The sequence below is a fragment of the Streptomyces sp. NPDC002793 genome, assembly GCF_040295485.1.
Taxonomy (GTDB): domain Bacteria; phylum Actinomycetota; class Actinomycetes; order Streptomycetales; family Streptomycetaceae; genus Streptomyces.
Genome location: NZ_JBEOVL010000003.1, coordinates 42,115 through 67,007 on the forward strand (window position 1 = coordinate 42,115; position 24,893 = coordinate 67,007).

Genomic DNA, 24,893 nt, shown 5'->3' on the forward strand with positions numbered 1-24,893 from the left:
ATGGAGGACGTGACGTGGCGAACGACGCCAGCACCGTTTTCGACCTAGTGATCCTCGGCGGTGGTAGCGGCGGTTACGCCGCGGCCCTGCGCGGAGCTCAGCTGGGCCTGGACGTCGCACTGATCGAGAAGGGCAAGGTCGGCGGCACCTGCCTGCACAACGGCTGCATCCCGACGAAGGCGCTGCTGCACGCCGGCGAGATCGCCGACCAGGCCCGTGAGGCCGAGCAGTTCGGCGTGAAGGCCACCTTCGAGGGCATCGACATGGAGGCCGTCCACAAGTACAAGGACGACGTGATCTCGGGCCTGTACAAGGGCCTGCAGGGTCTCATCGCCTCGCGCAAGGTGCACTACATCGAGGGTGAGGGCCGTCTCTCGTCGCCCACCTCGGTGGATGTGAACGGACAGCGCGTCCAGGGCCGCCACGTGCTGCTGGCGACCGGCTCCGTGCCGAAGTCGCTGCCCGGTCTGGAGATCGACGGCAACCGCGTCATCTCCTCGGACCACGCGCTGAAGCTGGACCGTGTGCCGAAGTCCGCGATCGTCCTGGGCGGCGGCGTCATCGGCGTCGAGTTCGCCTCGGCGTGGAAGTCCTTCGGTACCGACGTCACCATCGTCGAGGGCCTGAAGCACCTGGTCCCGGTCGAGGACGAGAACAGCTCCAAGCTTCTTGAGCGCGCTTTCCGCAAGCGCGGCATCAAGTTCAACCTCGGCACCTTCTTCGACAAGGCCGAGTACACGCAGGACGGCGTGCGGGTGACCCTCGCCGACGGCAAGACCTTCGAGGCGGAGGTGCTGCTGGTCGCGATCGGCCGCGGCCCGGTCTCGCAGGGCCTGGGCTACGAGGAGGCGGGTGTCGCGATGGACCGCGGCTACGTCCTCGTCGACGAGTACATGCAGACCAACGTCCCGACGATCTCGGCCGTCGGCGACCTGGTCCCGACCCTCCAGCTCGCACACGTCGGCTTCGCCGAGGGCATCCTGGTGGCGGAGCGGCTGGCCGGTCTCAAGACCGTTCCGGTCGACTACGACGGCGTGCCGAAGGTGACGTACTGCCACCCCGAGGTCGCCTCCGTCGGTATCACCGAGGCCAAGGCCAAGGAGATCTACGGTGCGGACAAGGTCGTCGCCCTCAAGTACAACCTCGCGGGCAACGGCAAGAGCAAGATCCTGAAGACCGCGGGCGAGATCAAGCTCGTCCAGGTCAAGGACGGTGCTGTGGTAGGCGTCCACATGGTCGGTGACCGTATGGGCGAGCAGGTCGGCGAAGCCCAGCTGATCTACAACTGGGAGGCGCTGCCGGCCGAGGTCGCGCAGCTCATCCACGCCCACCCGACGCAGAACGAGGCGATGGGCGAGGCCCACCTGGCCCTGGCCGGCAAGCCTCTCCACTCCCACGACTGATCCAGTCCCGGGGACGACCGACCACTTCCGCACATTCGTAAGGAGCAACTGAAACCATGTCGGTTTCCGTAACCCTTCCGGCGCTCGGCGAGAGCGTCACCGAGGGCACTGTCACCCGTTGGCTGAAGGCCGAGGGCGAGCGCGTCGAGGCCGACGAGCCGTTGCTCGAGGTCTCGACCGACAAGGTCGACACCGAGATCCCCGCACCCGCCTCCGGCGTGCTCGCGTCCATCAAGGTCGCCGAGGACGAGACCGTCGAGGTCGGCGCCGAGCTGGCCGTCATCGACGACGGCTCGGGTGCGCCCGCCGCCGCCGAGGCGCCCGCCGCCGAGGCGCCCGCTGCTGAGGCACCTGCTGCCGAGGCACCCGCCGCCGCACCGGCGGAGGAGGCCCCGGCGCCCGCCGCCGAGGCACCCGCCGCCGCTCCGGCCGGTGGCGCGTCCGGCACCGACGTCACCCTCCCGGCGCTCGGTGAGAGCGTCACCGAGGGCACCGTCACCCGCTGGCTGAAGGAGGTCGGCGAGGAGGTCGCGGAGGACGAGCCGCTGCTCGAGGTCTCCACGGACAAGGTCGACACCGAGATCCCCGCACCCGTCGCCGGTGTGCTGCTGGAGATCGTCGTCGGCGAGGACGAGACCGCCGAGGTCGGCGCCAAGCTGGCCGTCATCGGCGCTCCGGGCGCTGCCCCGGCCGCCGCTCCGGCCCCGGCCGCCCCGGCCCCCGCCCCGGCAGCACCTGCCGCTCCGGCTCCCGCCCCTGCCGCTCCGGAACCGGCCGCACCTGCCGCCCCGGCTCCCGCCGCTCCGGCACCGGCCGCACCTGCCGCCCCCGCCGCTCCGGCACCGGCTCCGGCCGCACCGGCCGCCCCGGCACCGGCCGCCCCGGCGCCGGCCGCCGTCGCTCCGGCCGCGCCCGCAGCGCCCTCCGGCGACGACGGCGCGTACGTCACGCCGCTGGTCCGCAAGCTCGCCGCCGAGAACGGCGTCGACCTGGGTGCGGTCAAGGGCACCGGCGTCGGTGGCCGTATCCGCAAGCAGGACGTCGTCGCCGCCGCGGAGGCCGCCAAGGCCGCCGCTGCCGCTCCGGCTCCGGCTGCCGCCGCCCCGGCGGCGGCCAAGGCCGCGCCGAAGATCGAGACGTCCCCGCTGCGCGGTCAGACGGTCAAGATGACCCGCATGCGCAAGGTCATCGGCGACAACATGATGAAGGCGCTGCACTCGCAGGCCCAGCTGACCACGGTCCTCGAGGTCGACATCACGAAGCTGATGAAGCTGCGCAACCAGGCCAAGGAGGCCTTCGCCGCGCGCGAGGGCGTCAAGCTGTCCCCGATGCCGTTCTTCGTGAAGGCGGCGGCCCAGGCGCTGAAGGCCCACCCGGTCGTCAACGCCCGGATCAACGAGGACGAGGGCACCATCACGTACTTCGACTCGGAGAACATCGGCATCGCCGTGGACGCCGAGAAGGGTCTGATGACCCCGGTCATCAAGGGTGCGGGCGACCTGAACATCGCCGGTATCGCGAAGAAGACCGCCGAGCTGGCCGGCAAGGCCCGCGGTGGCGGCCTCACCCCGGACGACATGTCCGGTGCCACCTTCACCGTCAGCAACACCGGTTCGCGCGGTGCGCTGTTCGACACGGTCATCGTGCCGCCGAACCAGGCCGCCATCCTGGGCATCGGCGCCACCGTCAAGCGTCCGGCGGTCATCGAGACCGCCGAGGGCACCGTCATCGGCGTCCGCGACATGACGTACCTCTCGCTCTCCTACGACCACCGTCTGGTGGACGGCGCGGACGCCGCCCGTTACCTGACGACGGTCAAGGCGATCCTCGAAGCGGGCGAGTTCGAGGTCGAGCTCGGCCTCTGAGCCGTGCGGTTGTAACCAGCCTCACCAGCGGCGCCCCCGTCCGGAACCCTTCCGGACGGGGGCGCCGCCGTATTGTCTAGACACCACCGGTCGCCCCGGCAACCGCGTCGGTGTGCGCGCCACCGGTTTGCCCCGAAGGAGCCCCCCATGACCCCGCCCGTCGTCCACTCGCTGCGCGAACAGATCCGCGAGCACATCGTGGAAGGGATAGTCAGCGGGCGCTGGAAGCCGGGGGAGCGGATCGTGGAGCGCCGCATCGCCACCGAACTGGAGGTCAGCCAGACGCCGGTGCGCGAGGCGCTGCGCGAGCTGGAGACACTGCGGCTGATCGAGTCGGCCCCCAACAAGGGCGTCCGGGTACGCAATCTCACCGCGGCCGATCTGGAGGAGAGCTACCCCGTACGGGCCGGGCTGGAGCAGATCGCCGCGGAGCTGGCGGCCCCGGCGCTCGGCGAGGACTGCTCGGCGCTCGCCCCGCACGTGGCGGCGCTGTACGAGGCGGACCGGCTGGCCGACGGGGAGGCGCAGGTGCGGCACACGGTGGCCTTCCACCGCGAGCTGGTGCGGGCCGCCGGCAACGCCGTGCTGCTGCACACCTGGGAGGGGCTGGGGATCGAGGTGTTCACGGCCCTGTCGATCCGCTGGCTGGGCACCGTGCAGAAGTCGTACGCCGAGGAGCACGAGGCCCTCATCGAGGCGTTCCTGCGGCGGGACCCGCGGATCGCCGTGCTGGTGAAGCAGCACGTCCTCGGCTGCGCGCCGCGCGCCTGAGACCGGGCACGAGCGGGCGCCCATCTGCGGCGCGTCCCGCTCCGCCGTGCAGGTCAGCGCCCGTTTCGCCCTGTTGATCCCGTCACTCCGTGCCCCATTTCGCGGCACCGCATGCCACTTTTCTTCATATCGAGAAGTTTTGCCCTTCACCCTTTGATCGATCATCGATCGGAGACTTACAGTTCATCAGCGGGCCCACCGGCCCGATCGCCCTGTCCTGCCAGTCAGGGCCTTCTCCACCCCCCTCCACTCCGGAAGGCGGCGATCATGACCGACCCCGTAGCAAAGCTTCCGAGCGAGCTCGACCAGCTCCCGGACCGCGACCCCGAGGAGACCGCCGAATGGGCGGCCTCCCTGGACGCCGTCACCAAGGCCGCGGGCCCGCACCGCGCCGCTTATCTGATGCGGCGTTCGCTCCAGCACGCCGAGGGCGCCGGCATCGCGCTGCCCAAGCTGCTGGAGAGCGATTACGTCAACACCATCCCCACCTCCGCCGAGCCCGCGTTCGACGGCGACCTGGAGATGGAATCGAAGATCACCGCGTGGAACCGCTGGAACGCGGCCGCGATGGTCACCCGGGGCGCCCGGTACGGCGTCGGCGGCCACATCGCCACGTTCGCCTCGGCGGCCTGGCTGTACGAGACGGGCTTCAACCACTTCTTCCGCGGCAAGGAAGGTGACGGCTCCGGCGACCAGCTCTACATCCAGGGCCACGCCTCGCCCGGCATCTACGCCCGCGCCTTCCTCGACGGCCGCCTCAGCGAGCAGCAGCTCGACAACTTCCGCCAGGAGTCCGGTGGCGACGGCCTGCCGTCCTACCCGCACCCGCGGCGACTGCCCTGGCTGTGGGAGTTCCCCACCGTGTCGATGGGCCTCGGCCCGCTCTCGGCGATCTACCAGGCGCGCTTCAACCGCTATCTGTCCAACCGCAGCATCAAGGACACGTCGAACTCCCACGTCTGGGCCTTCCTGGGCGACGGCGAGATGGACGAGCCCGAGTCGACCGCCGCCCTCGCCCTCGCGGCCCGTGAGCAGCTCGACAACCTGACCTTCGTCATCAACTGCAACCTGCAGCGGCTCGACGGTCCGGTGCGCGCCAACTTCCGCGTGGTCCAGGAGCTGGAGGGCGCGTTCCGCGGAGCCGGCTGGAACGTCATCAAGACGCTCTGGGGCAACGCCTGGGACGAGCTGTTCCAGCTCGACACCACGGGTGCGCTGCTCCGCCGTCTCCGCGAGGTCCCGGACGCACAGTTCCAGACGTACGCGACGCGCGACGTGGCCTACATCCGCCAGCACTTCTTCGGCACCGAGCCCGCGCTCGTCGAACTGGCGAAACTGCTCACCGACGCGAAGATCGCGGAGTGCTTCTACAGCTCCCGGGGCGGCCACGAGGCCCGCAAGGTGTACGCGGCCTACCGCGCGGCCGTCGAGCACAAGGGCGCGCCGACCGTGATCCTGGCCCAGACGGTCAAGGGCTACACGCTCGGCAAGGGCTTCGAGTCCAAGAACGCCAACCACCAGATGAAGAAGCTGTCGATCGACGAGTTCAAGGGCATGCGCGAGCTGCTCGGCCTCCCGATCCCGGACAGCGCCTTCGAGGACGGGCTGGTTCCCTACGGCCACCCGGGCGCCGACTCCCCCGAGGTCCGTTACCTCCAGGAGCGCCGTGCCGCCCTCGGTGGTCCCGCCCCCGCCCGCCGGGTGCACGCCGTCGCGCTGCCCCAGCCGGAGGAGCGTGCCTTCAAGGCCCTGTACAAGGGGTCGGGCAAGCAGGAGATGGCCACCACCATGGCGTTCGTCCGCCTGGTGAAGGACCTGATGCGGGACAAGGAGACCGGCAGGCGCTGGGTTCCGATCGTCCCGGACGAGGCCCGTACCTTCGGTATGGAGTCGCTGTTCCCCTCGGCCGGCATCTACTCCCCGATGGGGCAGACGTACGACCCGGTCGACCGCGACCAGCTGATGTACTACAAGGAGGCCAAGGACGGCCAGATCCTCAACGAGGGGATCACCGAGGCCGGGGCCATGGCCGACTTCATCGCCGCCTCCACGTCGTACGCGACGCACGGCGAGACGATGATCCCGTTCTACATCTTCTACTCGATGTTCGGCTGGCAGCGGACCGGCGACCAGATGTGGCAGCTCGCCGACCAGCTCGGCAAGGGCTTCATCGTCGGCGCCACGGCAGGCCGTACGACGCTGACGGGTGAGGGCCTCCAGCACGCGGACGGCCACTCGCACCTGATCGCGTCCACGAACCCGGCGTCGCTCAACTACGACCCGGCGTTCGCGTACGAGATCGCGGTGATCGTCAAGGACGGTCTGCGGCGGATGTACGGCCCCGAGGCCGAGAACGTCTTCTACTACCTGACGGTCTACAACGAGCCGAAGCAGCAGCCCGCGATGCCCGAGGGCGTCGAGGAGGGCATCGTCAAGGGCCTGTACCGCTTCAAGGAGGGCACGGCCGCCTCGGCGGACGCACCGCGCCTCCAGCTCATCGGTTCGGGCACGGCGATCCACTGGGCCCTGGAGGCCCAGGAGCTGCTGGCCGCCGACTGGGGTGTCACGGCCGACGTCTGGTCCGCCACCTCGTGGGGCGAGCTGCGCCGCGACGCGCTGGAGTCCGACGAGGCGCTGCTCCGCGGCGAGGAGCGCGTGCCCTACGTGACCCAGGCGCTCTCCGGCGCGCCGGGCCCGGTGCTCGCGGTCAGCGACTGGATGCGCGCGGTCCCGGACCAGATCAGCCAGTGGGTGGAGCAGGACTGGTCCTCGCTGGGCACGGACGGCTTCGGCCTCTCCGACACCCGCGAGGGTGCCCGGCGCCACTTCGGCGTCGACGCGCAGTCCGTCGCGGTCGCCGCGCTGGCCCAGCTGGCCCGCCGCGGTGAGATCCCGGCCTCCAAGGTCAAGGAGGCCCGGGAGAAGTACGGCATGTGAGCCCGCGCGGGGCCGGGTACCGGGTCACCCGGTACCCGGCCCCGCCGTGGTCGGCGGGGCGCCGCCACAATGGGTTCCATGCGTGCTGCCCGGCTGATCAAGATGGTGCTGCTCCTGCAGTCCCGGCCCTCCATGACCGCCACCGAGCTGGCCGGGGAGCTGGAGGTGTCGGAGCGCACCGTGACCCGGGACGCCCAGGCCCTCTCCGAGGCGGGTGTGCCGGTGTACGCGGCCCGGGGCCGGGCCGGTGGCTACCGGCTCGTGGGCGGCTACCGCACCCGGCTGACCGGGCTGGCCCGTCATGAGGCCGAGGCCCTCTTCCTGTCGGGACTGCCTTCCGCGCTGCGCGAGATGGGGCTCGACGACGCCGCTTCGGCCGCCCGGCTGAAGGTGTCGGCCGCGCTGCTCCCCTCGCTCAGGGACGCCTCGCGCACCGCCGCCCAGCGCTTCCATCTGGACGCCCCCGGCTGGTACCACGATCCCGCCACCCCCGAACTGCTGCCCGCCGTCGCGGAGGCCGTCTGGGACGACCGGCTGGTCAGGGCCCGTTACCGCCGCCATCCCTCGGGCGAGGTGGAGCGGGAGCTGGCCCCGCACGGGCTCGTCCTGAAGGCCGGGGTCTGGTATCTCTGCGCCCGGGCCGGGGACGACTTCCGGGTGTACCGGATCGACCGTTTCACCGCCGTGACCGTGTCGGAGACCCGCTTCGCACGGGACGAGGACTTCGACCTGCCGCGCTTCTGGGAGGACCGGGCCGCGCAGTTCGCCCGCTCGATCCTGCGTGCCGAGGTGACCGTGCGGCTGTCGGAAGAGGGCGTACGGCGGCTGCCGCGAGTCGTGGACCGGGCCGCCGCCGACGAGGCGCTGGCCGGGGCCCCGGATCCGGACCCGCGGGGCCGACGCACGGTCGTGCTGCCGGTCGAGTCCGAGGAGGTGGCGTACAGCCAGCTTCTGGTCCTCGGGCCCGAGGTGGAGGTCCTGGCACCCGCCACGCTGCGCGAACGTTTTGCCGATACGGCCGAACGACTGCGCGATCTTTATCGCTGAAGTGGCCCGGAAGTGATGCCGCGGGCATCATTCCGGTGTCTGCGCGTGCGTCGCCCGCCGTCGGGGCAGATGCTGGACCCGTGATGGACGAGACGGAGTTCTGGGAGATCATCGACAGCACCCGCGAGGCCGCCGAGGGCGACCCCGAGGACCACGCCGACCTGCTCGTCGAACGGCTGGTGCAGTTCGATCCCGACTCCGTGCTGGACTTCGCCCGGCACTTCGAGGCCCGCTACAACCGTGCGTACCGCTGGGACCTGTGGGGCGCGGCGGCCGTGCTGCTCGGCGGGGCGAGCGACGACGCGTTCGACTACTTCCGATGCTGGCTGATCGGACAGGGCCGGGAGGTCTTCGAGGGCGCGGTGCACGACCCGGACGACCTGGCCGAGCTGCTGGACGACTTCGACGAGGAGCTGGACGGGGACGGCGAGGAGCTCGGTTACGCCGCCGACGAGGCCTACGAGCAGCTCACCGGGGTCGTCGCCCCGGACCTGGGGCTGCCGCCCCAGCCCGCGGAGCCGGCGGGCACCCCGGTGAACCTCGATGACGAGACGGCGCTGGCGGCACGCTTCCCCTCGCTCATGGACCGCTTCGGCGCGGTGTGAACCCGCCGCTCCGGCCGTTCAAGGCGTGAGCGAACGGCCCATCAGCACGTCGTCGACGTAGCGCCCGTGCAGGAAGAACTCATCCCTCAGCACGCCCTCCACCACGAACCCCTCGTCGGTGTACAGCGCGCGGGCCGGGGCGTTGTGCCCGAGTACGCGCAGCGTGACGCGGTTCGCGCCCTGCCGCCGCGCCTCGGCGAAGGAGGCCCGCAGCAGGGCCCGCCCCACACCGTGTCCGCGCGCCCACTCGGCCACCGCCAGCCCCTGTATCTGCCGCACGTGCGCGTTGCAGGCCAGTGGGGTGGGCGGGACGATCCGGATGTAACCGGCCGTGCGCGGCCCTTCGTCCGGACCTCCGGTCTCCGCCACGAGCACGTCCTCGGGGCGGTGCCGCTCGTCGAAGAAGGTGTCGTACGGCGGCTGCGGCCTCGGCTGCACCGCGTGCAGCGTCGACCAGGTGGCCCGGTCGAGCTCCCCGAGGGCGTCGTCGTCCTCGGGAACGGCGCGGCGGACGGGGCGCAGGGAGAACGGCGTCATGACATCACTGTGCCACGCCGCATTCCACGTGATCGATGGGGCAGGATGGATTCATGCCGCCCTCCCGTATCGCCGTCAGCGGATCGTCCGGACTCATCGGAGCGGCGCTCGTGCGTTCGCTGCGTGCCGACGGGCACGAGGTGGTGCGGCTGGTGCGCCGCCCGGCCGCCACCGGCGACGAGGTGGAGTGGGACCCGAAGCGCCAGTACGTCGACGTGGCGGGCCTCGTCGGCTGCGACGCGGTCGTCCACCTCGCCGGCGCGGGCGTCGGGGACCACCGGTGGACCGACGCGTACAAGCGGGAGATCCGCGACAGCCGGGTGCTGGGCACCGCGGCCGTCGCCGAGGCGGTGGCCTCCCTGGACACCCCACCCAAGGTGCTGCTGTCCGGGTCGGCCATCGGCTTCTACGGGGACACCGGGGACCGCGCCGTGGACGAGAGCGCCCCGCCCGGTGACGGCTTCCTGCCCACCGTGTGCGTGGAGTGGGAGGAGGCCACGGCCCCCGCCGAGGAAGCGGGCGTGCGCACGGTCCACGCCCGGACCGGACTGGTCGTCTCACGGCGGGGCGGGGCCTGGGGGCGGCTCTTCCCCCTGTTCAAGGCGGGGCTCGGCGGGCGGATGGGCAACGGCCGGCAGTACTGGAGCTTCATCGCGCTGCACGACCACATCGCGGCGCTGCGGCACATCCTGGACACCGAGACGCTGGCCGGCGCGGTGAATCTGACGAGCCCCTCCCCCGTCACCAACGGCCAGGTGACGGCTGCCATGGGGCGGGTGCTGCGGCGTCCGACCCTGTTCACCGCTCCGGCGCCCGCGCTGAAGGCCGCGCTCGGCGAATTCGCCGGGGACGTCCTGGGCAGCCAGCGGGTGCTGCCCGGCCAACTTCTCGACTCGGGCTTCGCGTTCGCGTTTCCCGGGATCGACGACGCGATCCGCTCCGCACTGCGCTGACCACGGCCTGACCCCCCGGTGGCCCCGGCACCCGGCCCCCGTGCGACCCCGTGCTCCGGTGCCCGGGGTGCGCGCGACTACGCCTCTCTCGGCCATACACCTAGCCTCGACCCGAACTCGGGCGTTCCGGGGACCTGTTGGGGGCAATAGCCCCCCACCAGTCGCACCGACTCGGGGAGGGGCACGTGTTCAGGGGACACACAGCGGACCACGCGGATGTGGTCATCATCGGGGCCGGGATCGCCGGCCTGTCGGCCGCACACCAGCTGATCGGCGCGGGGGTGGGCGTCAGCGTTCTGGAAGCAGCGGCGCAGGTGGGCGGCCGGATGGCCACCCAGGAGGTGGACGGTTTCCGGCTCGACCATCTGGGGCCCCTGCTCAGTTCCGCGTATCCGGAGCTGAGCGGCACCCCGGCGCTCGAAGGTCTGGCACTGCGGGACTTCGCTCCCGGGGTGCTCGTCCACAGCGGGGGGCGGCAGTACCGCGCCGGGGACGTACGGAGCGCACGGGGCGCACTCCGCGCCGCGCGTTCCCGGCCGAGCGCCCCTCACGCCCCTCTGGGCGGGGCCATCGAACAGGCCAGGCTCGGTGCCTGGCTGGCCCGTCTCGCCGCCACTCCGGAGTCCCGGATCCTGGCAAGGCCCGACAGGGCCGCGCTCGGCGCGCTCTCGGCACGCGGCCTCTCGCCCCGTGTCGTCGCCGGATTCCTGCGCCCCCTGCTCTCGGCGCTGCTCGGCGATCCCGGGCTCACCACGTCGAGCCGCATGGCCGACCTCACGCTCCGGGAACACGCACGCGGCCGGCTCTGTGTGCCCGCGGGTGGCTCCGCGACCCTGCCCGAGCTTCTGGCGGCCACCCTGCCGCCCGGGACCGTACGCACCGGGGTGCACGTGACGGCCGCCGACATCACCTCCGTACGGACCAAGGAGCACGGCGAGCTCGGCTGCCGGTCGCTCCTGCTGGCCACCGGTGCGGGAGCCGCCGCCGAGCTGCTGCCGGGGCTGCGGATGCCCGCGTTCCACCCGGTGACGGTGGTGCACCACACAGCGGGGGAGGCGCCACCGACCGGCGGCCGGCTGCTGCTGGACGCGGACCGCTCGGGGCCGGTCGCGCACACCGCGGTGATGAGCGAGGTCGATCCCTCGCGCGCGCCTCGCGGCCGGGTCCTGATCACCTCGACGGTGCTCGGCACACCGCCGTCGGACCTCGACCGGGACGTGCGCGCGCACCTCGCCGGGCTGTACGGTGTCCCCACCGACGACTGGCAGCTGCTGGCCGCCCGGCACGATCCGGAGGCGGTCCCCGCCATGCCGCCGCCGCACGATCCGCGCCGGCCGGTCCGGCTGCTCACCGGGCTGTACGTGTGCGGTGACCACCGCGACACCAGCACGGTCCAGGGTGCCCTGCGCTCGGGCAGGCGCGCCGCCTCGGCGATCCTCACCGACCTGGGGGTGCGCCGGGGGCCGACGGACGGGACGGAGCTGCCCGCCGCGGCGTAGGCCCGCCGGTCAGCCGAGCGCGGCGACCCGGTCGCGGTAGCCCCGTACGGCGACGGCGTCCCGGTAGGGCTCCAGGCGGCGCTCGAAGTCCCGTACGTACTCCATCGCGCGCACCGACCGCATCTCCGCGGCCTGCTGGGCGGACTCGGCGCCCAGCAGGCACGCCTGGTCCAGCTCGCCGAGCCCGAGCCGCGCGGAGGCGAGCACCACCCGGCAGAACAGTCTGCTCCGGGCGTACACCGGCGCCCGCAGCTGAAGAGACCGCTCGGCGTGCTGGGCGGCGGCGCGGTACTGCTGCAGGTCGCGGTGGCAGTGGCCGAACTCGTCGGCGAGCTGGGCCTCGTCGAAATAGCGGGCCCAGTGCGGCACGTCGTCGCCGGGCCGGGAGATCCCCAGCGCGCGTTCCGCGCGTACGAGCGCGGCGACGCAGGTCCTGGCCTCGCCGAGGACGCCGTGTCCTCGGGCCTCGACCGCGTGCAGCAGGGCCAGGACGACGGGCGGCGCGGAGGAGCCGATGCCCTGCTGGGCGACGCGGGCGAGCTGCACGGCCTCCCTGCCGTGGCCCAGGTAGACCGCCTGCCGGCTCATGGTGATCAGGACGAAGGCACCGTACGCCCGGTCCCCGGCGGCCTGGGCGAGCCGCAGCGCCTGGACGAAGTACCGCTGGGCGAGGCCGTGCGCGCCGATGTCGTAGGAGGTCCATCCCGCGAGCCGGGTCAGATCCGCGGCGGCGGAGAACAGCCTGCGGCCCAACACCTCGCCGTAGCTCCCCCGGAGCATGGGCTCGGTCTCGTGTTCCAGATACCGCACGAGGGCCTGCCGGGCGTGGCCGCCGCCATAGGTGTTGTCCAGCGTGCGGAAGAGCTCACCCACCGAGCGCAGGGCGGCGACATCACCGCTGCCGACCCGCTCGCCCGCCCCGCGGTCGGTCTGCCGCTGGCGCGGGACGCCCAGCATCGGTGCCGCCGGCGCGGGCGGACGGACGGAGCCGGGGCCTCGGGAGCCGCCGGCCCGTAGGCCGTGGACGCTCGGCGCGTGCGTCACACCGGGGACGCCGGCTGTGTGGGCGCCGGTCCCGTGGGCCTGGTGGAGCCCGTGCGGGGCCCGGGTGCTCTCGGCCTCGGCGGGCGTCCGTGGGGCGGGCAGGGCGGAGGCGCCGTTCGCACGGTTCGGCGGCTCACCGCGGCCGACCCGTTCGTCGGCCCGTCCGATCAGCCAGTCCCGGCTGGGGACGACCAGTCCGGCGGGCGTGAACGCGATCTTGCGCAGTTCGGCGTGGCTGCCGGAGTCCTTGCGCCACAGCCCGCTGACGATGTCGACCGCCTCGGCGGGCGTGGCCGCGAACTCCAGGCCGGCGTAGACGGGTGCGCACGCGTCCAGGCCCAGGTCCTGGGCGGAGAGCCGGCGGCCGAGCCGCCTGGTGAAGACCTCGGCGATCAGCGCGGGGGTGGTGCCCCGGGGCTGCTGGCCGCGCAGCCAGCGGGTCACCGAGGTCTTGTCGTATCGCAGGTCGAGCCCGTGTTCGAGGCCGAGCTGGTCCACCCGGCGGGCCAGGCCCGCGTGGGAGAACCCGGCCTCCGCGATGAGGGCAGCGAGCCGCCGGTTCGGGGTGCGCTGCGGAGGTCGTTCCGACATCAGCTGTAAGGTCTCCTGCCTTCGGCGCCGGGCGGGCAGCCCTTACGGACTCCCCCACAAGTGGGAGCGGGCGAGCCCGTTATGGAACGGCGCGAACTTAACCGCCCCTGCGGCGAGGCCGAGGACCTTCGCTCCACATTCATCCGATCGTGTGAGAATTGTCGGATCGCTGACGGGAAGCGCTCTGTCCGGAACCTGCCCGACTCCGAGTTCCGGGGCGGTCGTACAGTGGCTGAGGGCGCACACGCATGGTGACGCGGCTCCGGGGACACCCTCCGGCCCTCCGGCACCGCGAGTAGGGAGGCACCCGAGTGAGTGAGCTGCGATTCGTCCGTCTGGGCTTCGGCGAGGAGGCGGTCGACTACCAGGAGGCCTGGCAGGAGCAGCGCGAGGTGCATGCCGCCCGGTTCGAGGACACCGTCCCCGACACCTGTCTGCTCCTCGAGCACCCGCCCGTCTACACGGCGGGACGGCGCACCACGGAGAGCGAACGCCCGCTGGACGGCACTCCCGTCATCGACGTCGACCGCGGCGGGAAGATCACCTGGCACGGCCCCGGGCAGCTCGTCGGCTACCCGATCCTGAAGCTGCCCCGCCCGGTGGACGTGGTCGCTCACGTCCGCCGCCTGGAGGACGCCCTGATCCGCACGGCCGCGGAGTTCGGCGTGGAGACCAGCCGGGTCGAGGGCCGCAGCGGTGTCTGGGTCCTCGGCGACCCGGTCGAGGACCGTCCGCCGCTCGGCGGACTCTCCCTGGACTTCGACCCGCGGCTGCACGACGAGGAGTTCGACCCCCGGCTGAACGGCCCCGAGTACGCGCCGTCCAACGCGGGCCAGCGCCGCGAGGACCGTAAGCTCGCCGCGATCGGCATCCGGGTCGCCAAGGGCGTGACCATGCACGGCTTCGCGCTGAACGTGAACCCCGACAACACCTGGTTCGACCGGATCGTGCCGTGCGGCATCCGGGACGCGGGCGTGACCTCGCTCTCGTACGAGGCGGGCCGCCGGATCACGATCGCCGAGGTCCTCCCGGTGGCCGAGAAGCACCTGAGAGACGTCCTGGAGAACGCGGAGCTCGCGCCCCGCGTCGTCGCGCCGAAGGAACCCGCCGGGGAGCCTGCCGCGGAGCCGGTCGCCTCGGCTTAGGGAATAGGCCCTGCCGCCCACAGGTTGGCCGGACGCAGGGCCGTTCTAACCACGGGCGTACCCTGGTGTTCGCCGAAGAATCCAATGCAGCGAAAGCAAAGGGGTGCCGGAGTGTCCGGTGTCGCACCCGACGGGCGCAAGATGCTGCGCCTGGAGGTCCGAAACAGCCAGACCCCCATCGAGCGCAAGCCCGAGTGGATCAAAACCCGGGCGAAGATGGGCCCCGAGTACACGAAGATGCAGGCGCTCGTGAAGGGCGAGGGCCTGCACACCGTGTGCCAGGAGGCCGGCTGTCCGAACATCTACGAATGCTGGGAAGACCGCGAGGCGACCTTCCTCATCGGCGGCGACCAGTGCACCCGGCGCTGCGACTTCTGCCAGATCGACACGGGGAAGCCGCAGGCCCTGGACCGTGACGAGCCGCGCCGCGTGGGCGAGTCCGTCGTGACGATGGACCTGAACTACGCCACCATCACCGGCGTCGCGCGCGACGACCTGGACGACGGCGGTGCCTGGCTGTACGCGGAGACCGTGCGCCAGATCCACGCCCTGACCGCGGGCCGGGAGGGCGGCGCCACCAAGGTGGAGCTGCTCATCCCCGACTTCAACGCGGAGCCGGAGCAGCTCGCCGAGGTCTTCTCCTCGCGCCCCCAGGTGCTCGCGCACAACGTCGAGACGGTGCCACGGATCTTCAAGCGGATCCGCCCCGGCTTCCGTTACGAGCGCTCCCTGGAGGTCATCACCCGGGCCCGCGAAGCCGGTCTGGTGACGAAGTCCAACCTGATCCTCGGCATGGGCGAGACCCGCGAGGAAGTCAGCGAGGCGCTCCAGGACCTGCACGACGCGGGTTGCGAGCTCATCACGATTACGCAGTACCTCCGGCCCTCCGCACGGCACCACCCGGTCGAGCGCTGGGTGAAGCCGCACGAGTTCGTGGAGCTGAAGGACGAGGCCGACGCGATCGGTTACTCCGGTGTCATGTCGGGCCCGCTGGTGCGTTCCTCGTACCGCGCGGGACGGCTCTTCCAGCAGGCGATGGAACGGCGCGACGCGAAGGCTGCGGCCCCGTCCGCCGTGTGAATCGGAGCACAAGGCACTACTGAGCGGTAATGGCCTCGACGACGCGGCCCGTACGACCCCCGCAGGCCGGGGGCCCGTATGGGCCGCGTCGGCGTGCGGGGCGCCGGAATCAGAGTTTCATTGGTGTTTGACCGACCGGTCATGCACTGGTAACACCGAGCAGTGACCCTAGGTACATACGCGGTGGCTCCCGCAGCCGCCGCCGTCATTGCTTCCCGCTACCCAGTGCGCGCCGGACGCGCGCGCATCCGCTCCGAGGGGGAACACTCACGATGCACGCCGCACCGGTACGAGCCAGCGCCATCCCGACCGTGACCACCGCGCTCCGCGCGGTCGAGTCGCTGCTCATGAGCGGCGGCCAGCGCACCGCCCGCCGCAACGCCTGGACGGCGGTCCTGGAGGACCGCCGCAGGGCACAGGACCGGGTCGAAGCGGAGCACGTGCTGAAGGCTGTGGCCGACCACCGTTCCTAGGTCACCTCCTCGCCACGTAAACTTCGGTACATGGCGAGGAAGGCAAACACTGACGGCGCGGACAGCGCCGAGAACGCGGGGCGGCTCAAGCAGATCGCCCTGACCTACAAGATGACCAGGCGGTCGGACCCGAAGGTGGGTCTCGTCGTCGCGGGTGTGGGAATCGTCACCTTCGGTGTCCTCCTCGCCATCGGTTTCCTGATCGGTCACCCCATCTACGCGGGCATTCTGGGCTTCGTCCTGGCCTTCCTCGCGATGGCGATCATCTTCGGGCGGCGCGCCGAGCGCGCGGCCTTCGGACAGATGGAGGGCCAGCCGGGCGCGGCGGCCGCGGTGCTCGACCGGGTGGGACGCGGTTGGACCACGACCCCGGCCGTGGCGATGAACCGCAGCCAGGACGTCGTCCACCGGGCGGTCGGCAAGGCGGGCATCGTCCTGGTGGCGGAGGGCAACCCGAACCGGGTGAAGAGCCTGCTGGCGGCCGAGAAGAAGCGGATGGCCCGCATCGTCGTCGACGTACCGGTGCACGACATCATCGTCGGCGACGGCGAGGGTCAGGTGCCGCTGAAGAAGGTGCGCACCACGATGCTGAAGCTCCCCCGGGTCCTGACCGGCCCGCAGGTGACGGCGGCCAACGACCGGCTCCGGGCGATGGGTGACCTGATGAGCAACATGCCGCTGCCGAAGGGGCCGATGCCGAAGGGCATGCGGATGCCGCGCGGCGGAAAGATGCGCTGACCGAACACGTGCGAAGAGAGCGGCCCCCCGGATGAGCACGTCGTCCGGGGGGCCGCTCTTCTCGGTCCCGCTCCTCGTACGTCTCAGATGCGGACCTGGACCGCGCGGGCCAGCCGGTCGTGGAGTCCGCGGCCGTCGCGGTCCCAGACGATGGCGGGGATCACCAGGAGGAGCAGCACGCTCCGGACGACGACCCGCACGACACCGAGCCGCTCTCCGCCCTCCCCGATGACCCGCAGGCCCAGAATCCGTTTGCCCGGGGTGGAGCCGATGGTTCCGACCGTCAGCAGGCTCATGACGAGGAAGACGCCGAGCGCCCAGTTCCCGGTCGCCTGCTGGTCACCGCGAGCGATCAGCCCGTATGCGATCAGCATGCACAGGGCCCAGTCGACGAAGAGGGCCCCGAAGCGCCGGCCGAGCGGAGCCAGGGACCCCGGGCCTTCCTGGGGCAGACCGAGGCGCTCGCCCCGGTAACCGAAGTCGGCGCCCATCTCCTCGGCCGCCGCGCGCGGCCCCGAGAGCCACGATCCGATTGCTTGCCTGTTGTCCACCCGTCCACGGTACTGCGCCCCGGTTCGCACCCGGTCGCGGGGCACCGGAACACGTCGCCGAGGTGCCGCTCACAACCGGGCTGGTTAACTTGAGCGAAACAATTGGGTCACGCCGGAGAAATCCCGTCTGCCTAAGGTCGGGTCCAGCGTGTGCCACCGCACTGGCCACACAGACGAGCTGCAACCCCGCCCTTTCCCGGGTCGGGAGTAGGAGGAGTTGGATGTTCCAGAACGCCGACGAAGTCCAGAAGTACATCGCCGACAACGACGTCAAGTTCATCGACGTCCGGTTCTGCGACCTGCCGGGTGTGATGCAGCACTTCACGATTCCCGCAGCGACCTTCGACCCGGCCGAGGAACTGGCTTTCGACGGATCCTCGATCCGCGGCTTCCAGGCCATCCACGAGTCCGACATGGCGCTCCGCGCGGACCTGTCCACGGCCCGGGTCGACCCGTTCCGCCGCGACAAGACGGTGAACGTCAACTTCTTCATCCACGACCCGATCACCGGCGAGCAGTACAGCCGTGACCCGCGGAACGTGGCCAAGAAGGCCGAGGCGTACCTGGCGTCGACCGGTGTCGCCGACACCGCGTACTTCGGCCCCGAGGCGGAGTTCTACGTCTTCGACAACGTCCGCTTCCAGACGTCGGCGAACGAGAGCTTCTACCACATCGACTCCGAGGCCGGCGCCTGGAACACCGGTGCGACCGAGAACAACCGGGGTTACAAGGTCCGCTACAAGGGCGGCTACTTCCCCACCCCGCCGGTCGACCACTTCGCCGACCTGCGTGCCGAGATCTCCCTGGAGCTGGACAAGAACGGCCTCCAGGTCGAGCGCCAGCACCACGAGGTCGGCACCGCCGGCCAGGCCGAGATCAACTACAAGTTCAACACGCTGCTCGCCGCGGCCGACGACCTGATGCTCTTCAAGTACATCGTGAAGAACGTCGCCTGGCGCAACGGCAAGACCGCGACCTTCATGCCGAAGCCGATCTTCGGTGACAACGGCTCGGGCATGCACGTGCACCAGTCGCTGTGGCAGGGCGGCACGCCGCTCTTCTACGACGAGCAGGGTTACGCCGGCCTCTCGGACATGGCGCGCTACTACATCGGCGGCATCCTGAAGCACGCCCCGTCGCTGCTGGCCTTCACCAACCCGACGGTCAACTCCTACCACCGCCTGGTCCCCGGCTTCGAAGCCCCGGTCAACATGGTGTACTCGCAGCGCAACCGCTCGGCCGCGATGCGTATCCCGATCACGGGCTCCAACCCGAAGGCCAAGCGCGTCGAGTTCCGCGCCCCCGACCCGTCCTCGAACCCGTACCTGGCGTTCTCGGCCCTGCTGATGGCCGGCCTGGACGGCGTCAAGAACAAGATCGAGCCGCCGGAGCCGATCGACAAGGACCTCTACGAGCTGGCCCCCGAGGAGCACGCGAGCGTCCAGCAGGTCCCGACCTCGCTCCCGGCCGTCCTCGACGCGCTGGAGCAGGACCACGAGTACCTCCAGGCCGGCGGCGTCTTCACGCCGGACCTGATCGAGACGTGGATCGACTACAAGCGCACCCACGAGATCGCCCCGATCCAGCTGCGCCCGCACCCGCACGAGTTCGAGCTCTACTTCGACCTCTAGACCTGGTGCACCGCGTGTGACCCCTCGGATCACTCCCTGACTGAGGACCGAGAGCCGGCGAGGGCCGCCACCCCGTGTGAACGGGTGGCGGCCCTCGCCGTTCGGGTTTCCTGGCCGGCCCGGACTCCTCCGGCCAGCCGCTTTGTCCCGCTGCTGGAGAAAGCTGTGTTCCGGTACGTCAAAGGGCTATCTGGCGGCCGCAAAAGCCATTACCTTCCTGACCTGTACCGGACAACACGGACGGGCTGTCCTCCCCTCCCCCTCGCGGGCACCCGTCTCCCGGCGCGGCGGCGCGCGCCTGTGCTCCACATCCCGGCCCCGTCACCCCACGGAGGATTCGCGTGCACAGGAGACCCACCCGGCCCCTCTCGGCGCTCGTCTGCACCCTGCTCGTCGCCGCGGGCGCCCTCACCGCTCACCAGAGACCGGCGGAAGCGGCACCGGCCGCCGACGCATTCCAGCAGGTCACCCTCGCCAAAGGGGTGGCCGAGACCGGTGAGCCGATGACGCTCGCCGTGCTGCCCGACAGGTCCGTTCTGCATACGTCCCGGGACGGCACCCTTCGCCTCACGGATGCCGCGGGCACCACCGAGGTCGCCGGAGAACTGGACGTCTACTCGCACGACGAGGAAGGCCTCCAGGGCGTCGCGGTGGATCCAGGCTTCACCACCAACCGCTTCGTCTACCTCTACTACGCCCCGAAGCTCTCGACCCCCGCGGGAGACGCCCCCGCGAACGGTTCGGCGGCCGACTTCGCACCGTTCGACGGCGTCAACCGGCTCTCCCGGTTCGTCCTCAGGACGGACGGCACCCTGGACACCGCCACCGAGAAGAAGGTCATCGACGTCCCCGCGAGCCGTGGCCTCTGCTGCCACGTGGGCGGCGACATCGACTTCGACGCCCAGGGCAACCTGTACCTCTCCACCGGGGACGACAGCAACCCGTTCGCCTCCGACGGCTACTCCCCCCTCGACGAGCGGCCCGACCGCAATCCCGCGTACGACGCCCAGCGTTCGTCGGGCAACACCAACGACCTGCGCGGCAAAGTGCTCCGCGTCAAGGTCGGTGCCGACGGCGGCTACACCGTCCCGTCGGGCAACCTCTTCGCCCCCGGCACCGCGAGGACCAGGCCCGAGATCTACGCCATGGGCTTCCGCAACCCCTTCCGGATGAGCGTCGACAAGCCCACCGGCATCGTGTACGTCGGTGACTACGGCCCCGACGCGGGTACCGCGAACGCGTCCCGGGGACCCGCGGGGCAGGTCGAGTTCAACCGGATCACCAAGGCCGGCAACTTCGGCTGGCCCTACTGCACCGGCAAGAACAACGCCTACGTCGACCACGACTTCGCCACCTCGACGCCCGGAGCCGCCTTCTCCTGCTCCGCCCCCAGGAACACCTCACCGAACAACACCGGCCTGACCGACCTGCCCCCGGCCCAGCCTGCCTGGATCCCGTACGACGGCGGCTCGGTGCCCGAATTCGGCAACGGCTCGGAATCACCCATGGCCGGCCCCGTCTACCGTTACGACGCGGCGTCCACCTCCGCGGTCAAGTTCCCCGAGAGCTTCGACGGCGACTTCTTCGCCGGCGAGTTCGGCCGCAGGTGGATCAAGCGCATCGAGCAGGGCTCGGACGGAGGCGTCCAGTCGATCAACGCCTTCCCCTGGCAGGGCACCCAGGTCATGGATTCGGCCTTCGGTCCGGACGGCGCGCTCTATGTGCTCGACTACGGCACCGGCTACTTCAACGGTGACGCCAACAGTGCGCTGTACCGCATCGAGAACGTCACCGGAGGACGCTCGCCCCTTGCCAAGGCGGCGGCGGACCGGACGTCGGGGGCGGCCCCGCTCACGGTCCGGTTCTCCTCGGCCGGGAGTTCCGATCCCGACGGCGACCCCCTGAGCCACGCCTGGAAGTTCGGCGACGGGGCCACCTCGACGGCGGCGAACCCCTCGCACACCTACGCCGCCAACGGCCGCTACACCGCGGAACTGACCCTGTCCGACGGGACGGGTAACACAGCGACCGCCTCGGTCGTCGTCACCGTCGGCAACACCGCGCCGACGGTCGACCTGGAACTCCCGGCCGACGGCAGCATCATCGACCCGGGGGCCGCCGTGCCCTTCAAGGTGACCGTCACCGACCCCGAGGACGGCGCGGTCGACTGCTCCAAGGTCAAGGTCACCTTCATCATCGGCCACGACAGCCACGGCCACCCCCAGACATCCGCGACGGGCTGTTCCGGCACCGTGCGGACCATCGCCGACGGTGAACACGATCCCAACGCGAACATCTTCGGCGTCTGGGACGCGGAGTACACCGACAAGGGGGCCAACGGTCAACCCGCCCTGACGACCCATGACCAGAACATCAGCCAGGGCAGCAAGCGCCAGGCCGAGCACTACGGCGACTCCGCGGGCGTGACCGTCATCGACAAGGCGGCGGCGAACGGCGGGAAGACGGTCGGGAACATCGAGAACGGCGACTGGATCTCCTTCACGCCGTACATCCTCGCCAACGCCACCTCACTGACCGCGAGGGTCTCCTCAGGAGGCGGCGGCGGAACCCTGGAGGTACGTGCGGGGTCCCCCACCGGCACCCTGCTCGGTTCCGCGGCCGTCCCCGCCACCGGAGGCTGGGAGACCTTCCGGAACGTGTCGGCGGACCTCACCGACCGCCCCGCCGGGACCACCACCCTGTACCTCGGTTTCAAGGGCGGCAGCGGACCCCTTTTCGACGTCGACGACTTCACCTTCACCACCTCGGGAACGCCCGCACGCAGCGGCCCGATCACGGGGATCGGCGGCAAGTGCGTCGACGTCGCGAACGGGGCGAACGCCGACGGCACACAGATCCAGCTCTGGACGTGCAACCGGTCACCGGCGCAGACATGGACCGTCGCCCCGGACCAGTCGCTGCGCGCACTCGGCAAATGCATGGACATCAGCGGCGGAGGCACCGCCGACGGAACCAAGGTCCAGCTCTACGGCTGCAACGACACCGCCGCGCAGAAATGGGTCCCCCAGACCGACGGCACCCTCAGGAACCCCCAGTCCGGCAAATGCCTCGACGCCGCCGACGTCTCCTCCGCCGACGGAACCAGACTCCACCTGTGGACCTGCCTCTCCGCCGTCAACCAGAAATGGGTCATGCCATGAGCGGACGACTCGTACCTCGCGCGGTCTGGGCGGTCTGTGCCCTGCTCGGTGCCGCCGCCCTGCCCACGGCCGTCTCCTCAGCCGCCGAGACCGGTCCCGCACCGTCCGCCCGCCCGGCGGCAGCGGTCGCCGACCCCGCCTACGACGTACTGGTCTTCTCGAAGACCGCCGGTTTCCGCCACTCGTCCATCGATGAAGGCGTCGCCGCCCTGCGCGAGTTGGGCGCCGCCAACAACTTCACCGTCACCGCCACGGAGGACGCCACCGCCTTCACCCCGACCGGTCTGGCCGGCTACGAGAGCGTCGTCTTCCTCTCCACCACCGGCGATGTCCTGAACGCCGCGCAGCAGACCGCCTTCGAGGGCTACATCGAAGCGGGTGGCGGCTACACGGGCATCCACGCGGCGGCCGACACCGAGTACGACTGGAGCTGGTACGCGGGCCTGGCCGGTGCCCTGTTCCAGTCGCACCCGGCGATCCAGCCGGCCACCGTGAAGGTGGAGGACCGCGCCCACGACGCCACCGCCCACCTCGGCCCGACCTGGCAGCGGACCGACGAGTGGTACGACTACCGGACCAATCCGCGCACCAGCGCCCACGTCCTGGCCTCGCTCGACGAGTCCAGCTACAGCGGCGGCTCCATGGGCGGCGACCATCCCATCGCCTGGTGCAAGGACTACCGGGGCGGCCGGGCGTTCTACACCGGTGGCGGCCACACCGAGGAGTCCTACGCCGACCCGGCGTTCCGACGCCACCTGCTCGGCGGCATCCGCTGGTCCGCCGGCATGACCGAAGCCGACTGCCGCCCGGAGACCGGCTACACCACGCTGTTCGGTACCTCGGGAACCACCGGATGGAAACAGGCGGGACCGGGCTCCTTCGCGAACGCCGACTCCACCCTCACCTCGCAGGGCGGGCTCGGTCTGCTCTGGTACCAGGCCGAGGAGTACACGTCCTACTCGCTGAAGCTGGACTGGCGTCAGACCGGTGACGACAACTCCGGTGTCTTCGTGGGCTTCCCGGCCTCCGACGACCCCTGGTCGGCCGTCGACAACGGCTACGAGATCCAGATCGACGCCACGGACGCGGCGGACCGCACCACGGGATCCGTCTACGGCTACAGGTCCGCCGACCTCGCTGCCCGCGACCGGGCCCTGAATCCCCCCGGTGAGTGGAACACCTACGAGATCCGGGTCGAGGGCGAACGCCTGCGGGTGTACCTCAACGGGGTCCAGATCAACGACTTCACCAACACGGTCCCCGCCCGCAGTCTCCAGCAGGGCCACATCGGCCTGCAGAACCACGGCGACGGCGACGAGGTGTCCTTCCGTAACATCCGCGTCAAGGAACTCGGAGGCGCCACCGGCCCCGCACAGGGTGCCATCACGGGGATCGGCGGCAAGTGCGTCGACGTCGCGAACGGGGCCAACGCCGACGGCACACAGATCCAGCTCTGGACGTGCAACCGGTCACCGGCACAGACATGGACCGTCGCCCCGGACCAGTCGCTGCGCGCACTCGGCAAATGCATGGACATCAGCGGCGGAGGCACAGCCGACGGAACCAAGGTCCAGCTCTACGGCTGCAACGACACCGCCGCCCAGAAATGGGTCCCCCAGACCGACGGCACCCTCAGGAACCCCCAGTCCGGCAAATGCCTCGACGCCGCCGACGTCTCCTCCGCCGACGGAACCAGACTCCACCTGTGGACCTGCCTCTCCGCCGTCAACCAGAAATGGGTCATGCCCGGCTGAGCACCGTTCTCGACTCCGTCGTCACCGCGGGAGGCGGTGACGACGGGACCGGCCGCGACGAACCGGGCCGGTGACGGCGGCGGGGATGCCACGCCGAAGCTCCCCGCCGCCGTTCCTCCCTGTCCGGCGCCGGCGCCTCGCGTTCACGGGCTGCCGGTGACCGCCGGCCCGCGGTCACTCGCGAAGCCGGGAGCGGTACTCGCCCGGGGGCATGCCCCGGGCACGCCGGAAGGCACGGCTGAAGGCGTGCGGAGAGGCGTAGCCGACCGCGCCGGAGATCGACTCGACCGGCTCGTCGGTGTCGCGGAGCCGGACGGACGCCAGGTCCATGCGCCACTGCGTCACGTACGCGCCGGGCGTCTGTCCGAGGGCGGACCGGAAGTGCCTGGACAGCGTCGTCCGGGAGACCGCCGTCGCGGCCGCCAGGGACTCGGTGGTCCAGGGGTGTTCCGGTCGGGCGTGGACCGATACCAGGGCGTCGCGCACGACCGGGTCACGCATCGCGCCGAGCCATGAGCCGGGCTGCGGCTCGGGGTGGCGGGCCAGCCAGACGCGTACGAACTGGATGAGCAGGAGGTCGACGATGCTGTTGACGGCCGCGGTGGTGCCGATCTGCGGCTGTGCGAGCTCCGCCGTGAGAAGCTCGACGGTCCTTCTGAGCTGTGTGTTCTCCCGGCTCGTGACGTGCATCGGCCGGGCGAGGGAGGTGAACACCGGTGTACTCACCTCCGGGTCCTGCTCATAGTGCAGGACGAGCACTTCCGTCCGCGTCGGCGTCGAGCCCAGGTGCAGGGGGCTGCCGTCGCTGAGGGCCCGGGCCGTCGCCGTCCGGTCACAGCCACCCATCGTCGTGCTGGGCCCGCCGGCTATCCCGTGGTCGGTGCCCGGCGGCACCAGGACGGCGTCTCCTGCCCGCACCTCCAGGGCTTGCCCGCCCGGGACACGCAGCCACATCGTGCCCCGGGACACCACGTGCAGTGTCGCTCCCGGATAGGAGTCCAGCCACAGGCCCCAGCTTCCTCCGGCCTTCAGCAGGACCCCGAGCGCCCCTCGCGCCCCCGAGAGGCGCAAGGCCTCGGCGAGTACGTCCATCGTTCCATTCTCGTCG

The 24,893-nt window shown here is 71.0% G+C and carries 19 protein-coding genes; 15 read left to right on the top strand and 4 right to left on the bottom strand.

Annotation, left to right across the window (positions count from 1 at the left end):
• Window positions 1-14 precede the first annotated feature (14 nt).
• The 6 genes from lpdA (at window position 15) to ABT001_RS03500 (ending at window position 8,628) form a co-directional block, all read left to right on the top strand.
• Window positions 15-1,403 (top strand): dihydrolipoyl dehydrogenase, encoded by a 1,389-nt coding sequence (lpdA, locus tag ABT001_RS03475; RefSeq protein WP_351271682.1) that lies wholly within the window; start codon window positions 15-17, stop codon window positions 1,401-1,403.
• Window positions 1,404-1,459: 56 nt separating this feature from the next.
• The gene (gene sucB, locus ABT001_RS03480) at window positions 1,460-3,268 is read left to right on the top strand and encodes a 2-oxoglutarate dehydrogenase, E2 component, dihydrolipoamide succinyltransferase (protein WP_351271685.1); all 1,809 of its coding nucleotides are present in this window, start codon (window positions 1,460-1,462) and stop codon (window positions 3,266-3,268) included.
• A gap of 147 nt (window positions 3,269-3,415) precedes the next feature.
• Window positions 3,416-4,039 (top strand): GntR family transcriptional regulator, encoded by a 624-nt coding sequence (locus ABT001_RS03485; RefSeq protein WP_351271688.1) that lies wholly within the window; start codon window positions 3,416-3,418, stop codon window positions 4,037-4,039.
• A 267-nt stretch (window positions 4,040-4,306) separates the two neighbouring features.
• Complete coding sequence (gene aceE / locus ABT001_RS03490) at window positions 4,307-6,976, top strand: pyruvate dehydrogenase (acetyl-transferring), homodimeric type (protein WP_351271691.1); 2,670 nt, start codon at window positions 4,307-4,309, stop codon at window positions 6,974-6,976.
• A gap of 78 nt (window positions 6,977-7,054) precedes the next feature.
• On the top strand, window positions 7,055-8,023 hold the full coding sequence (locus tag ABT001_RS03495) for a helix-turn-helix transcriptional regulator (RefSeq protein ID WP_351271694.1): 969 nt from the start codon (window positions 7,055-7,057) through the stop codon (window positions 8,021-8,023).
• A gap of 83 nt (window positions 8,024-8,106) precedes the next feature.
• Window positions 8,107-8,628 (top strand): DUF4240 domain-containing protein, encoded by a 522-nt coding sequence (locus tag ABT001_RS03500; RefSeq protein WP_351272412.1) that lies wholly within the window; start codon window positions 8,107-8,109, stop codon window positions 8,626-8,628.
• 18 nt (window positions 8,629-8,646) lie between these two features.
• On the opposite strand, the gene ABT001_RS03505 is transcribed toward ABT001_RS03500, so the two are convergent.
• Window positions 8,647-9,165: a GNAT family N-acetyltransferase gene (locus tag ABT001_RS03505; protein WP_351271696.1), complete on the bottom strand. Its 519-nt coding sequence runs from the start codon at window positions 9,163-9,165 to the stop codon at window positions 8,647-8,649.
• Between the two features lie 53 nt (window positions 9,166-9,218).
• On the opposite strand from ABT001_RS03505, the gene ABT001_RS03510 reads away from it, so the two are divergent.
• Both ABT001_RS03510 and ABT001_RS03515 read left to right on the top strand, forming a co-directional pair.
• The gene (locus ABT001_RS03510) at window positions 9,219-10,118 is read left to right on the top strand and encodes a TIGR01777 family oxidoreductase (protein ID WP_351271699.1); all 900 of its coding nucleotides are present in this window, start codon (window positions 9,219-9,221) and stop codon (window positions 10,116-10,118) included.
• 185 nt (window positions 10,119-10,303) lie between these two features.
• Entirely contained in the window at window positions 10,304-11,617 is a 1,314-nt protein-coding gene (locus ABT001_RS03515; RefSeq protein WP_351271702.1) for an NAD(P)/FAD-dependent oxidoreductase, read from the top strand.
• Between the two features lie 9 nt (window positions 11,618-11,626).
• Here ABT001_RS03515 and ABT001_RS03520 read toward each other — a convergent pair whose 3' ends face one another.
• The gene (locus tag ABT001_RS03520) at window positions 11,627-13,252 is read right to left on the bottom strand and encodes an NsdA family TPR-like regulatory protein (protein ID WP_351271704.1); all 1,626 of its coding nucleotides are present in this window, start codon (window positions 13,250-13,252) and stop codon (window positions 11,627-11,629) included.
• 311 nt (window positions 13,253-13,563) lie between these two features.
• Between ABT001_RS03520 and lipB the strand changes: the two genes are divergently transcribed.
• From lipB to ABT001_RS03540, 4 genes are all read left to right on the top strand, one after another.
• On the top strand, window positions 13,564-14,397 hold the full coding sequence (gene lipB / locus ABT001_RS03525) for a lipoyl(octanoyl) transferase LipB (protein ID WP_351271707.1): 834 nt from the start codon (window positions 13,564-13,566) through the stop codon (window positions 14,395-14,397).
• A 111-nt stretch (window positions 14,398-14,508) separates the two neighbouring features.
• Complete coding sequence (gene lipA, locus ABT001_RS03530) at window positions 14,509-15,477, top strand: lipoyl synthase (RefSeq protein ID WP_351271710.1); 969 nt, start codon at window positions 14,509-14,511, stop codon at window positions 15,475-15,477.
• 272 nt (window positions 15,478-15,749) lie between these two features.
• Complete coding sequence (locus ABT001_RS03535; RefSeq protein ID WP_351271713.1) at window positions 15,750-15,950, top strand: SCO2195 family GlnR-regulated protein; 201 nt, start codon at window positions 15,750-15,752, stop codon at window positions 15,948-15,950.
• Between the two features lie 30 nt (window positions 15,951-15,980).
• The gene (locus ABT001_RS03540) at window positions 15,981-16,688 is read left to right on the top strand and encodes a DUF4191 domain-containing protein (RefSeq protein WP_351271716.1); all 708 of its coding nucleotides are present in this window, start codon (window positions 15,981-15,983) and stop codon (window positions 16,686-16,688) included.
• Window positions 16,689-16,771: 83 nt separating this feature from the next.
• Here ABT001_RS03540 and ABT001_RS03545 read toward each other — a convergent pair whose 3' ends face one another.
• Window positions 16,772-17,239 (bottom strand): RDD family protein, encoded by a 468-nt coding sequence (locus tag ABT001_RS03545; protein ID WP_351271718.1) that lies wholly within the window; start codon window positions 17,237-17,239, stop codon window positions 16,772-16,774.
• A gap of 221 nt (window positions 17,240-17,460) precedes the next feature.
• On the opposite strand from ABT001_RS03545, the gene glnA reads away from it, so the two are divergent.
• From glnA to ABT001_RS03560, 3 genes are all read left to right on the top strand, one after another.
• Window positions 17,461-18,870 (top strand): type I glutamate--ammonia ligase, encoded by a 1,410-nt coding sequence (gene glnA, locus ABT001_RS03550; protein WP_351271721.1) that lies wholly within the window; start codon window positions 17,461-17,463, stop codon window positions 18,868-18,870.
• Between the two features lie 341 nt (window positions 18,871-19,211).
• Window positions 19,212-22,031: a PQQ-dependent sugar dehydrogenase gene (locus tag ABT001_RS03555; RefSeq protein WP_351271724.1), complete on the top strand. Its 2,820-nt coding sequence runs from the start codon at window positions 19,212-19,214 to the stop codon at window positions 22,029-22,031.
• Window positions 22,028-23,785: a ThuA domain-containing protein gene (locus ABT001_RS03560; protein WP_351271727.1), complete on the top strand. Its 1,758-nt coding sequence runs from the start codon at window positions 22,028-22,030 to the stop codon at window positions 23,783-23,785. The genes ABT001_RS03555 and ABT001_RS03560 overlap by 4 nt, the downstream gene beginning before the upstream one ends.
• A 174-nt stretch (window positions 23,786-23,959) precedes the next feature.
• Here ABT001_RS03560 and ABT001_RS03565 read toward each other — a convergent pair whose 3' ends face one another.
• Window positions 23,960-24,877 carry an AraC family transcriptional regulator gene (locus ABT001_RS03565; RefSeq protein ID WP_351271730.1) on the bottom strand — a complete coding sequence of 306 codons (918 nt, stop codon included), beginning with the start codon at window positions 24,875-24,877 and terminating at the stop codon, window positions 23,960-23,962.
• Between the last annotated feature and the right edge of the window lie 16 nt (window positions 24,878-24,893).